The sequence below is a fragment of the Amycolatopsis samaneae genome, from assembly GCF_039541975.1.
In the GTDB taxonomy this organism is placed as follows: domain Bacteria; phylum Actinomycetota; class Actinomycetes; order Mycobacteriales; family Pseudonocardiaceae; genus Amycolatopsis; species Amycolatopsis samaneae.
Map to the genome: position 1 here is coordinate 201892 of NZ_BAABHG010000010.1, position 12258 is coordinate 214149.

Consider the following 12258-nt stretch of genomic DNA (forward strand, 5'->3'; position numbering starts at 1 on the left):
GTCTGTCTGGGGTGTCTGTCCACTGTGGCTATCCGAACAGGATGGAGGGGTTGAGGATCCCGGCCGGGTCGAAGGCCTGCTTGAGACGTCGCATCAGTGCCAGCTTCGCGGGGTCCTCCAGCTCGCGGAAGTACCCGTTCTTGCTCTGCCCGAGTCCGTGCTCGCCGGAGATCGCGCCGCCCAGTCCCATCGCGAGCGCGAAGATGTCGGTCAGCAGCTTCTTCCTGGTCACCGGGTCCTTGCAGAAGATCGCGAGGTGCACGTTCCCGTCCCCGGCGTGTCCGCAGCCGAGCGCGCCGCCACCGGTGGATAGGGCCATTTCCCGGGACTTGGTGAGGAATTCGGGCATCGCCGAGCGGGGCACGACGACGTCGATGACGTCGTCGGCGCCGACGGACTTGGCCGCCCAGAAAGCCTTTTCCCGCGCCTCGACCAGCTTGCGCGCGGCCGGGCCTTCGAGCACGTAGACGTCGATCGCGCCCAGCTCGCCGGCCAGCTCCGCGAGGGTTTCGATGTCCTCGTGCAACCGGTCCTCGTGCCGGTTTTCCAGTGACACCACCAAATAGGCCTGGGTCCGTTCCCGGATCTCTTCGGGGACACCGAGTTCGAGCTTCTCGGAGTACGCGATCGCGGCCATCGTCATGTTGTCGAGGTATTCGAGGATGTTCGGGTCGAGCCCGGCGGCGACGATCTTCGGCACCGCGGTCATCACCTGGTCGAGATCCCCGAACGGCGCGAGCACGCTGGCTCCGTGCGGGAGTTTCGGGTGCAGCTTGACGGTGACCTCGGTCGCCAGCGCGAGGCTGCCCTCCGAGCCGATGACGAGCTGGGTCAGGTCGTAACCGGAGGAGATCTTCGGCACCTTGCCGCCGGTGCGGATGATTTCCCCGGTCGGGAGCACCGCCTGGAGACCGAGGACGTTGTGCCGGGTGACGCCGTACTTGATCGCGCGCATGCCCCCGGCGTTGGTCCCGACGTTGCCGCCGACGCTCGCGCTGAGCTCGCCGGGGTAGACGGTGTAGCCGAGGCCTGCCGGGCTGGTCGCCTTGTCCAGCTCGGACAGGGTGACACCCGGCTGGACGACCGCGACGTGGTTGACCGTGTCGACCTCCAGCACGGCGTTCATCCGCTCGAAGGAGATCACCAGCCCGCCGTCCGCCGGGCGGCAGCCGCCGGACACGCCGGTGCCGGACCCGCGCGCGGTGACCGGGATGCCGAGTTCGGAGGCGGTCTTGAGCAGTTCCGCGACTTCCTCCGCCGTCGCCGGTTTCGCGACGTACGCCGGTTTCCTCGGCTCGACGCTCAGTGCCTCGTCGTGCCCGTAGTCCTCCGCGATCGCCGCACCGACCAGCAGGTTCCTGTCCCCGACGATCCCGCCCAGCCGTACCGCCCCGTCGCCCATCGACAGCCTCACCCTCGCGCGCTGTTGCCCTGTTACCGCAGCGTAGTCCCTGGCGGCGACCGCTGGCCATGAAAACTCTTCACGTCTACTCGGCGCCGGGTACGGCGGTTCCGGGGCCGGTTCGACACGCTGCCCGCGGACAGCTTCGGCGTCGTCGAGGCCGTCACCTCCGTGCGCCGCGCTGCCGCGGTGGTGAAGCTGTTCGCCGGATTCCTCCGACGGTGATTGTCACGTCCGGGGTAAGCCGATGGTGTCCATCGGGCGGTATTCGAAATAGTGGGGAAATGAGGGCAGCCCGGTCACCTTGTGGTGGCCGGGCTGTTTTCAAGACCATTTCTCACCGGAGTGTGTCCGGATGAGGTGGTCGGGGGTCGACCCGCGCCAACGTGCCGACCCCCGGTCGTTCAGATGTGCCGGGTCAGACGAGCCAACCGAGCAGGTGCGCCAGGTGCGCGAGCACGCCCGTGAGGATGTCGTGGGCGTGGTGCGCGTGCTGGGCGAACATCTGCATTTCAGGTCTCCCTATATCGGATTTGTTTTCTTGGGGTGCTCTCGCGATGAGCGAAAGTAGATTTTCACCCGGCTGGCGCGGTGTCAAAAAGCGTCGGGGGACTTTTCCGGCGGCGTTCGGGGAACGCGCAATCCTCCTACGATAAACATGTAAGGCTTTCGTGTTCGACGCCGGGGTCTCCCTTTCGGCGGTCAGCCACTCTGAGTAGTAGCCGTGCCGGTGATGACTCTGGGTGATGGCGATCTTGATAGGGCACCCGGGCGACGTCATCCCACGAACCGGTGAATGTGTTGCCACTAAAGGTGAAACCCCGAGGTTCACACGGCCGGGTGAGCATCGAGGGGTGTCCGGGGCTGTGACCCAGGGGAATCGGGGGCGGGTGTCCCACGTTCGAGCGGCCGGGTTCCTCGTTCAGGGGTCTGCGGGGTGAGGCATGCCCCGAACGACGCGTAGAGGACGCTCAACGCCCCCGAACGACCCGTTCGGGGCATGGGGACCGGACTTGTGCCGCGAGCGGTCCAGTCGTGCTGTCGCGATGCACCGAAGGCGTCTCTCGGTGCGCTCGACGTGCCGAGGGACGCCTTCAGTGCGGCCAACGCACCAAAGGCGTCCCTCGGCACACCCGGCCCCCGGCGGCGCCGAAGCCCTGGAAAACCCGAGCCGCGACGGTGATCAGGCGCGGGCGAAGCTCAGCGTCTCGCCCTCGACGCCGCGCAGCCAGAGGTCCTGCGCGGCGTCGGCCATCTCCGCCAGGCCCTCCTCGATCGTCGCGAAGACGTTGCCGGGCACCCAGCCCGCGTCGCCGTTGATCAGCAGGTTGTTGCGGCCGTAGAAGATCGCGAGGTCGGTCGCGCCCTGATCGCTGTGTGCCTCGCTGCCGGAGTCGTAGCCGTAGGCCGGGTTCCCGATCTCCCACGCCTCGAACCCGAAGTACACGACGTCGCCGGGAATCGGTGTCACCGTGGGGTTTTCCCGTCCCGGCTTCGGCTCGGCGAACGGCGGCACGAGCGTGTAGACCTCGTTGCGCGCGTACTTCGCGTGATACGCCGAGCCGCTCTGAGGCAACGCGTCCCACACCGCGCGGCAGGTGCGCGGCGCCTCGTCGTCGAGCAGCCGGGCGCGGCACGAAACACCGCGCTTGTCCAGGGTGATGGTGATGTAGCGTGCCATGGTTCAGCTCCCCGTGACCGTCGAGACGACCTCGCCCCAGATGCGCAGCGCGTCGTCGACCTGTGCCGCGTCGACCACCAGCGGTGGCACCATGCGGACCACGTTCATGAAAGCCCCGCACGTCAGCAGCAGCAGACCGTGGTCCGCGGCGGCCTTCTGCGCCTTCTGTGCCGTCGCGGTGTCCGGCTCGCCGTCGGCGGTGGTGAACTCCGAGCCCACCAGTAGCCCGAGCCCGCGCACGTCCCCGATCGCGGCCGTCTTGTCCGCGATGAGCCGGGCGCCGTCCAGCAGCTGACGGCCGCGTTCGGCCGCGTTCTCGACCAGGCCGTCGCGCTGGATCACCTCCAGCGTCGCGATCGCCGCCGCGCAGGACACCGCGTTGCCGCCGTACGTCCCGCCCTGCGATCCCGGCCACGCCTTGGCCATCAGCGATTCCGACGCCGCGATGCCCGACAGCGGGAACCCGCTCGCGAGACCCTTCGCGATGAGCACGACGTCCGGGTGGACCCCGAAGTGGTCGTGTCCCCAGAACCGCCCGGTGCGGCCGAACCCGGTCTGCACCTCGTCGAGCACCAGCAGGATCCCGTGCGCGTCCGCGCGTTCGCGCAGCCCGGCCAGGAACGCCGTGTTCGCCGGGACGTAGCCGCCCTCGCCGAGCACGGGCTCGACGAAGAACGCCGCGGTCTCGTTCGGTGCGCTGACCGTCGCGAACAGGTAGTCCAGCTCGCGCAGCGCGAACTTCGTCGCGGTTTCCTCGTCCCAGCCGTAGTGGTAGGCGTACGGGAACGGGGCGACGTGCACGCCGGCCATCAACGGGCCGATACCCGCGCTGAACCGCGTCCCGGACGTCGTCATGCTCGCGGCCGCGACCGTCCGGCCGTGGAAGCCGCCCTGGAACACGATGACGTTCGGTCGTCCGGTCGCCTGGCGGGAAAGCCGCAGCGCCGCTTCGACGGCTTCGCTGCCGGAGTTCGCGTAGAACAGCGAGTCGAGCCCGCTTGGGAGCACGCCGCCGAGACGCTCCGTCAGCTCCAGCAGCGGCTTGTGCATCACGGTCGTGTACTGCCCGTGGATGAGCTTGCCGATCTGTTCCTGCGCCGCGCGTACCACGTCCGGATGGCAGTGACCGGTACTCGTCACCCCGATCCCGGCGGTGAAGTCGAGATGACGTTTCCCGTCGACGTCGTAGAGGTACACCCCTTCACCGTGGTCGACCACGACGGGAGTTGCCTGCTTGAGCAGCGGGGAGAGCTGGGCCATGGCAGTGGTGCTCCTAGGTCGGGCGGAACAGTTGTCGATTGTTGACAATATCCATAGCATGGCCGTGGAGACAACACAGAGGAGCTGGCTGGATGATGAGCGCGATCACCGAGAGCGGCGTAGTCGACGCGGTTGCCAAGGAACTGTTCATCGGGGGCAAGTGGGTCGCCGCGACCGGCGGGAAGACGTTCGCGGTCCAGGACCCGGCGACCGGTGCGGAGCTGTGCCAGGTGGCCGACGCCTCGCCCGCCGACGGTGTCGCGGCGCTCGACGCCGCTGTCGCCGCGCAGGCGGAGTGGGCGGCGACGGCGCCGAGGGAGCGCGGGGAGATCCTGCGCCGCGCCTACGATCTCCTGCTGGCCCGCAGCGACGAGCTCGCCTTGCTGATGACGCTGGAGATGGGCAAGCCGCTCGCCGAGTCGAAGGGCGAGATCACCTACGCCGCCGAGTTCTTCCGCTGGTTCGCCGAGGAGGCGGTCCGGATCGACGGCGGCTACGCGGTCGCCCCCAACGGTGCCGGGCGGTTCCTGGTGACCCGGCAGCCGGTCGGCCCGTCGCTGCTCATCACGCCGTGGAACTTCCCGATGGCGATGGGCACGCGCAAGATCGGCCCCGCGGTCGCGGCGGGCTGCACGATGGTGATCAAGCCCGCTGCGCAGACGCCGCTGTCGATGCTGGCGCTCGCCGGGATCCTCGCCGAGGCCGGGCTGCCCGCCGGGGTGCTCAACGTGCTCACCACGCACGATTCCGGCGGCGTGATGGAGCCGCTCATCCGCGACGGCCGCGCGCGCAAGCTGTCGTTCACCGGTTCCACCGGGGTCGGCCGGAAACTGCTGGAACAGTGCGCGGACAAGGTGTTGCGCACGTCGATGGAGCTCGGCGGCAACGCGCCGTTCGTCGTCTTCGCCGACGCCGACCTGGACGCCGCGGTCGAGGGCGCGATGCTCGCGAAGATGCGCAACATCGGCGAGGCGTGCACCGCCGCGAACCGCTTCTACGTGCAGCGCGAGGTCGCCGACGAGTTCGCGCGCAGGCTCACCGAACGCATGCAGGCGCTGCCGATGGGCCGGGGCACCGAAGAAGGCGTCGTGGTGGGGCCGCTGATCGACGAGAAAGCCGTCGAGAAGGTCACCGAACTCGTCAAGGACGCCACCGACAAGGGCGCGCGGGTGCTCACCGGCGGCGCGGGCGTCGACGGCCCCGGGCACTTCTACCAGGCGACCGTGCTCACCGACGTCCCGCAGGACGCGCGCCTGACGTCCGAGGAGATCTTCGGCCCGGTCGCGCCGATCACGCCGTTCGACACCGAGGACGAAGCGGTCGCGAAGGCCAACGACACCGAGTTCGGGCTGGTGTCCTACCTGTTCACCAGCGACCTCAAGCGCGCGTTGCGGGTTTCGGAACGGCTGGAGGCCGGGATGATCGGGCTCAACCAGGGCATCGTGTCGAACCCGGCGGCGCCCTTCGGCGGCATCAAGCAGTCCGGCCTCGGGCGCGAGGGCGGTTCGGTCGGCATCGACGAGTTCCTCGAGGTCAAGTACATCGCGGTCAGCCTGTGAAGACCTATCGCATCGCGAGTGTGCCCGGTGACGGGATCGGCGTCGACGTCACGGTCGAGGCCCGCAAGGTCCTCGACCGTGCCGCCGGGAAGTTCGGCTTTTCCTTGTCGTGGACCGAATTCGACTGGAGTTGCGAGCGCTACACCCGCACCGGGTCGATGATGCCGGACGACGGCGTCGAGCAGTTGTCCGCGTTCGACGCGATCCTGCTCGGCGCCGTCGGCTTCCCTGGCGTGCCGGACCACGTTTCCCTGTGGGGCCTGCTGATCCCGGTGCGGCGCGCGTTCGCGCAGTACGTCAACCTGCGTCCGGTGCGGCTGTTGCCGGGCACGACCTCGGTGCTGGCCGGGCGCAAGGCCGAGGAACTCGAAATGGTGATCGTCCGTGAGAACTCCGAGGGCGAGTACTCGGCGATCGGCGGTCGCCACAACACCGGACAGCCCAGCGAATTCGTGCTGCAGGAGTCGGTTTTCACGCGAGTCGGCGTCGAGCGGATCATCCGGTACGCCTTCGAACTCGCGCGCACGCGCGAGGGGCGGGTGTGCTCGGCGACCAAGTCCAACGGCCTGATCCACTCGATGCCGTTCTGGGACGAGATCTTCGCCGAGGTCGCCGCGGAGTTCCCGGAAGTCCACAGTGAACAGTGCCATGTGGACGCGCTCGCCGCGCGGATGGTGCAGGCGCCGGAACGGCTCGACGTGGTCGTCGCGTCGAACCTGTTCGGCGACATCCTCAGCGATCTCGCGGCCGCGATCACCGGCGGACTGGGCATGGCGCCCTCCGGAAACATCAATCCATCGGGTGAACATCCCTCGATGTTCGAGGCGGTGCACGGCAGCGCTCCGGACATCGCCGGCCAGGGCATCGCGAACCCGGTCGCGCAGATCCTCGCCGCCGCCATGATGCTCGAACACCTGGGCGAAACCGTTGCCGCGCAAGCGATCCGCGCCGCCGTCGACCGGACGCTCGGCGACCGGACCGCGGTCACCCCCGACCTCGGCGGCACCGCTACCACAGCCCGCCTCGGTTCGGTAGTCGCCGACCAGCTCGCCTGACCCGCCGCCCCGTTTTCGTCGGTGCCCTCCCCGACACTGGCCCCCGCTCACCACAACCGAGCGGGAGGGGACAGAAGGATGTGCTGGCAGTGCGAACATCCCGGAAAGGGCAGGGTCGACTATCTGCGGTACCTCCGCACCGTGATCGAGCGGTGCGGCTGGATAGTGCAGGGCGTGGAAGGAGCGGGGAAGGGTCCGCCGTGGGCCTACACCGTCGGGCTCAGTGAGCGGAAGCTGCCCGAGCTCGTCGTCACCGGGCTCCCGCCGCACCCGGCGGGGTTGCTGCTCAACGGCATGGCCGCGCACGCGAGCCACGCCGAGCCGCCCGGCCACGGCGAGCGGTTCGTCCTGCGGGACGGGCCGGAGATCGAGGTCGTCGAGCTGACCGAGCCGTCCGCGCATCTCGTCATGGCCGTCGGCCTGTACGGGCCGGGCATCCGGGCGCGGCAGCTGGTCTACCCCGACGACGAGGGATGCTGGCCGTGGGACGCGGACTTCCGCGGCGGGCGCGGCGGCCAGCCGGTGCTGGGGGTGCGCTGTGGCCACTGAAGCGCGGTCAGCCGATCGGGGGCACCTCGTGCTGGGTCAGGCTGGTGCCGGGGGCGAGCCGCTGGACGGCGTCGTCCATGTGCGCCTCCAGCAGCGCCAGCGCCTTCGTCTCGTCCCCGGCGCGCAGCGCGTCGATGATGTGCGTGTGTTCCTCGACGCGTTCTTCGACCCGTTGATACGTCCCCTGAAGTGCGGCGAGGCACATCCGCGTTTCGATGAGCAGGGTGCGGGCCATGCGGACGAGCCGCTTGCTGCCCGAGGCCTCTATCAGCGCTTCGTGGAAACGCAGGTCCGCGCTGGAGAGCGCGGCGGGGTCGTCCTCACCGGCTGCCGTGGCCATTTCGGCGACGGCCTGCTCCAGGACGGCGGCGACGCCTTCGCGGTCCCCGCGCAGCGCCCGCAGCAGGGCGGCGCGCTCGATCGCCCACCGGGCGGAGTAGATGTCGTAGACGTCGCCGGGCCCGAGGTCTATGACGAACAGCCCGCGGTGCCGTTCGCTGCGCAGCAGCCCCTCGGAGACCAGGTGCTGCATCGCCTCGCGCAGCGGCCCCCGTGACACCTGGAAACGGGCGGCCAGATCGGTCTCGCCGAGCTGGGTGCCGGGCGGCAGCGCGCCGGTCATGATCGCGTCGCGCAGCTGGCGCGCGATGATGCCCGCGGTGGATTCCCTGCTGACCGGCTCTATGTCGGACAGGCTCATCTCACGCGCTCCTCGCCTGGAACAGCGCGCCGAGGGTGCGGACGAGCGGGGCCTGTCCGACCAGGCGCAGCCCTTCCCAGACGGTCACCTGGTTGGCGGTCAGCACAGGCTTGCCGAGCCGGGCCTCGACGGCGTTGATCTCGCCGAGCGTGCGCATCGCGGTGTCCGGTACCAGTACCGCGTCGGCGTCCGGGTGATCGTGTCCGGCGGCGAGTTCGGCCACGGCCTCCGGCGCCAGCGCGCCGACCTCGGCCGCGGTGTCGATGTCCGCGCTGGACATCGAAACCACCTCGATCCCGCCCGCGGCGAGGAAGTCCACGAATAGCCGCGCGACGTCGTCGGGGTAGCTCGCCGTCACGGCCACCCGCCGGATGCCGAGCGCCTTGGCGGCGTGCACGAAAGCGAAGGAGGTACTCGAAGCCGGGACGCCGGCGGCGGCGCCCAGCCGGTCCGACTGGTCCCGCGCGCCTTCCCAGCCGTAGACGAAGCTGCCGCTGGTGCAGGCCCAGACCACGGCGTCGGGCTCGTGCTTGGCCAGCAGGGCGGCGCCCTCGGCGAGCCGGGCCTCGCTGCCGAGGTCGAGCAGTTCGGGCACGGCGTGCAGGTCGGTGCCGTAGATGTGCTCGACCGGCAGGCGGATGCCGCTCCGGTCACCGCCCAGCAGTTGCTCGGCGAGCGGGTACTCGTCCTCGGCGGCGTGGTCCGGGTAGATGAAGCCGATGGTGGTCACGGAACCTCCGGGAAGCAGGCAAATTGTCGACAATCCTAGTCAGGGCGAAAAGTTTCACTCCTCCGGGTGGTGGTGTGGCGGGAGCGGCGTCAAGGAACAGGGGGCTGGGTGATCTCGCGGAGCCAGTTGCCCGGCCCGACGACGGGCAGGCCCATGCGGCGCAGGCAGGCCCACATCGTCAGCTGGTTGGCGGTGAACACCGGTTTGCCGAGCGCGGCTTCCAGTGGATCGATGAGGTCGTAGGTGGGGAGGTTGGTGCAGCTGACGAAGATGGCGTCGGCCGCGCTGTGGTCCGCGGCGAGGATGCGTTCGGCGATGGTGCGGTAGCTGACCTTCCAGATCCCGCCACCGAGGCCGAGGTGATCGCTCGACACCGTGTCGACGCCGATTTCGGTGAGGAAGTCGTGCAGCTTGCCGGTGAGGTCGGCGTCGTAGGGGGTCAGCACCGACACGCGGCGCAGGTCGAGGCTGTGCAGTACCTCGGCCAGCGCGCCCGAGGTGGTCACCGCGTCCGGGGCGCCCGCGTCGCAGATGGCCTTGGTGAGGGAGCGTTCGTAGTCGACACCGTTGACGAAGCTGCCGGAGGTGCACAGGTACGCGACGACCTCGGGCTCGACGTGCAGCACGTCCCTCGTCGCGGCGGCGAGGTGCCGGTGGTCGCTCACCAGCTGGGCCATCTCCATGCTGACCGGTACCGGTTCGTACGGGGTTCTCGCCAGGTGGAGGGAAACCTCCATCGGCACCCAGCGCCACAGTTCGCGCTCCAGGGCGAGGTCGAACGGGGCGATGACACCGATGCCCCGCTGTGCCAACGGCCCTTCGAACGCGAAGGAATCAAGATCCAAGGCCAGCCCTCCGGAGAGCGTCTGAAGATGACAAGTCCAGCTGGTCCGGGGCGCATTCCTCGGATTGTTGACAATCATACGAGCGACTCCTACCGTGTCAACGTGATCGCGTCGGATTCCCCGGTTTTGGCGGTGTTGTGTGGTGCTGGCCAACCGCCGGACATGCGCGCTATCGAAGCGGAAGCGGTGGTTCGTTACACGGACGCGGCGGGACTGCCCGAAGCGCTGTCCGGAGCGGATGTCCTTTTCGTCTACGACTTCCTGTCCACCGCGGTGCCCGGCGCGTGGCACGCGGCCGATCGGCTGCGCTGGCTGCACATCGCGAGCGCGGGTGTCGACCCGGTGCTGTTCCCCGGGCTGCGCGAGAGCGACGTCGTGCTCACGAATTCGCGCGGGGTGTTCGACGACGCGATCGCGGAGTACGTCCTCGGCGTGATCCTCGCCTTCGCCAAGGGTTTCGCCCGGTCGCTGGACCTGCAACGGGAGAGCCGCTGGCTGCACCGCGAGAGCGAGCGTGTCGCCGGGCGTGAAGTGCTGGTGGTCGGCACCGGGCCGATCGGCAGGGCGATCGCGCGGCTGCTGCGCGCGGCCGGGCTGCGGGTCAGCGGCGCCGGGCGCCGCGCCCGCACCGGCGACCCGGACTTCGGGGACGTTCACAGCACGGCCGAGCTGACGGAACACCTGCCCGCCGCGGACTACGTGGTCGCCGTGGCGCCGTTGACGGAGCAGACGAAGGGCATGTTCGACGCGGCGGCGTTCGCGGCGATGAAACCGTCCGCCCGGTTCGTCAACGTCGGCCGCGGCGAGCTCGTGGTGACCTCGGACCTCGTCGCGGCGCTGGCCGGGGGCGAACTCGCCGGTGCCGCGCTCGACGTGTTCGAGACCGAGCCGCTGCCCGCCGATAGTCCACTGTGGACTATGGAGAACGTGCTGGTGTCGCCGCACATGTCCGGCGACTTCGTCGGCTGGCGGAACACTCTGGTGGAAGTGTTCCGGGAGAACTTCGGCCGGTGGGTGGCCGGGAAACCGTTGCACAATGTCGTGGACAAGCAGCTCGGGTACGTGCCGTCACCGGAAGTCAGGACTCGATGAACGAAACGACATTGACCGCCAGCGAACTCGTCGCCGCGTACGCCACCGGCGAGTTTTCCCCGGTCGAAGCGACGCAGAACGCGCTCCGAGTGATCGAGGAACGCGAGGGCGAGCTCAACGCCTACTGCGTCGTCGACCCCGACCGTGCGCTGGAACAGGCGAAGGCCGCCGAGATCCGCTGGCGGGACGGCAATCCGATCGGCTGGCTGGACGGCGTCCCGATCTCCATCAAGGACATGTTCCTGACCCAGGGCTGGCCGACCGTGCGCGGCTCGAAGTGCATCGATCCCGCCCAGCCGTGGGACGCCGACAGCCCGGTCACCGCCCGGGTACGGGAAAACGGCCTGGTGGTGCTGGGCAAGACCACCACCCCGGAGATCGGCTGGAAGGGCGTCACGGACAGCCCGCTCACCGGGATCACCCGCAACCCGCACGATCCCGCGAAGACCTCGGGCGGTTCGAGCGGCGGCAGCGCCGCGGCCGTCGCGGCGGGCATGGGCGAGCTCTCGGTGGGCACCGACGGTGGTGGCTCGGTCCGGATCCCGGCGTCGTTCTGCGGGATAGTCGGCCTCAAGCCGACCCACGGCCGCATACCGCTCTTCCCGGCGAGCCCGTTCGGCCCGCTGTCGCACGCGGGCCCGATGGCGCGGTCGGTGGACGACACCGCGCTGCTGCTCGACATCCTGTCGCTGCCCGACCACCGCGACCCCACCGCGCTCGACACCGCGCTCGGGACCTACCGCGAGGCGGTCCGGCGTGACGTGCGCGGGCTCATCGCGGCGTACTCGCCGACACTGGGTTACGCCGAGGTCGACCCGGAGGTCGCCGCGGTGGTCGCGTCCGCCGTCGCCGCGCTGGACGAGGCGGGGCTGCGTATCGAGGAAACCGACCCCGGCTTCGCCGACCCGAAGGAAACCTTCGACGTCCTGTGGTCCGCCGGCGCGGCGAAACTGCTCGACACCTTCCCACCGGGGTCGGAGGACGTGGTCGATCCGGGGCTGCGCCGCGTCTGGGAGAAGGGCCGGGCGTACTCGGCGAGCGACTACCTCGGCGCGCTCGCCGAGAAGGCGGCGCTGGGCATCCTGATGGGCGAGTTCCACACCCGGTACGACGTGCTGATCACCCCGACGCTGCCGATCACCGCCTTCGAAGCGGGTCACGACGTCCCGCCCGGCAGCGGGTTGAGCGAATGGCCGGAGTGGACGCCGTTCACCTACCCGTTCAACCTCACCCAGCAGCCCGCGATCAGCGTCCCCGCCGGGCGCACGGCCGCCGGGCTGCCGGTCGGGCTGCAGATCGTCGGGCCGCGGCATTCCGACGACCTCGTGCTCGCGGTGGCCAAGCTCCTCGAAGAGGTGCGGCCCTGGGCCTCGCGCTGAACGGGT

Annotated in this window: 11 protein-coding genes; 5 read left to right on the forward strand and 6 right to left on the reverse strand. The window is 69.5% G+C overall.

Going from position 1 to position 12258, the window contains the following annotated elements:
* Positions 1–28: 28 nt before the first annotated feature.
* The 3 genes from ABD987_RS26755 to ABD987_RS26765 form a co-directional block, all read right to left on the reverse strand.
* Complete coding sequence (locus ABD987_RS26755) at positions 29–1402, reverse strand: FAD-binding oxidoreductase (RefSeq protein WP_345399384.1); 1374 nt, start codon at positions 1400–1402, stop codon at positions 29–31.
* A gap of 1183 nt (positions 1403–2585) precedes the next feature.
* Positions 2586–3083 (reverse strand): DUF3830 family protein, encoded by a 498-nt coding sequence (locus ABD987_RS26760; RefSeq protein ID WP_345399387.1) that lies wholly within the window; start codon positions 3081–3083, stop codon positions 2586–2588.
* 3 nt (positions 3084–3086) lie between these two features.
* Complete coding sequence (locus ABD987_RS26765) at positions 3087–4343, reverse strand: aspartate aminotransferase family protein (protein WP_345399390.1); 1257 nt, start codon at positions 4341–4343, stop codon at positions 3087–3089.
* A 95-nt stretch (positions 4344–4438) separates the two neighbouring features.
* On the opposite strand from ABD987_RS26765, the gene ABD987_RS26770 reads away from it, so the two are divergent.
* From ABD987_RS26770 to ABD987_RS26780, 3 genes are all read left to right on the forward strand, one after another.
* A complete protein-coding gene (locus ABD987_RS26770) occupies positions 4439–5902 on the forward strand; it encodes an NAD-dependent succinate-semialdehyde dehydrogenase (RefSeq protein WP_345399974.1) in 1464 nt (487 codons plus the stop codon).
* Positions 5899–6957, forward strand: coding sequence for a tartrate dehydrogenase (locus ABD987_RS26775; protein WP_345399393.1), 1059 nt, complete (start codon positions 5899–5901; stop codon positions 6955–6957). The genes ABD987_RS26770 and ABD987_RS26775 overlap by 4 nt, the downstream gene beginning before the upstream one ends.
* Positions 6958–7035: 78 nt before the next feature.
* Positions 7036–7506 (forward strand): DUF4262 domain-containing protein, encoded by a 471-nt coding sequence (locus ABD987_RS26780; RefSeq protein WP_345399396.1) that lies wholly within the window; start codon positions 7036–7038, stop codon positions 7504–7506.
* A 7-nt stretch (positions 7507–7513) separates the two neighbouring features.
* Here the strand turns inward: ABD987_RS26780 and ABD987_RS26785 are convergent, their stop codons facing one another.
* The 3 genes from ABD987_RS26785 to ABD987_RS26795 form a co-directional block, all read right to left on the reverse strand.
* Positions 7514–8206, reverse strand: a complete 693-nt coding sequence (locus tag ABD987_RS26785) for a GntR family transcriptional regulator (protein WP_345399399.1) — start codon at positions 8204–8206, stop codon at positions 7514–7516.
* 1 nt (position 8207) lies between these two features.
* Positions 8208–8936 (reverse strand): maleate cis-trans isomerase family protein, encoded by a 729-nt coding sequence (locus tag ABD987_RS26790; RefSeq protein WP_345399402.1) that lies wholly within the window; start codon positions 8934–8936, stop codon positions 8208–8210.
* An 89-nt stretch (positions 8937–9025) separates the two neighbouring features.
* Positions 9026–9781 (reverse strand): maleate cis-trans isomerase family protein, encoded by a 756-nt coding sequence (locus ABD987_RS26795; protein ID WP_345399405.1) that lies wholly within the window; start codon positions 9779–9781, stop codon positions 9026–9028.
* A gap of 162 nt (positions 9782–9943) precedes the next feature.
* On the opposite strand from ABD987_RS26795, the gene ABD987_RS26800 reads away from it, so the two are divergent.
* Both ABD987_RS26800 and ABD987_RS26805 read left to right on the forward strand, forming a co-directional pair.
* A complete protein-coding gene (locus ABD987_RS26800) occupies positions 9944–10873 on the forward strand; it encodes a D-2-hydroxyacid dehydrogenase (protein WP_378214404.1) in 930 nt (309 codons plus the stop codon).
* A complete protein-coding gene (locus ABD987_RS26805; protein ID WP_345399410.1) occupies positions 10870–12252 on the forward strand; it encodes an amidase in 1383 nt (460 codons plus the stop codon). Before ABD987_RS26800 ends, ABD987_RS26805 begins: the two co-directional genes overlap by 4 nt.
* Positions 12253–12258: the final 6 nt, after the last annotated feature.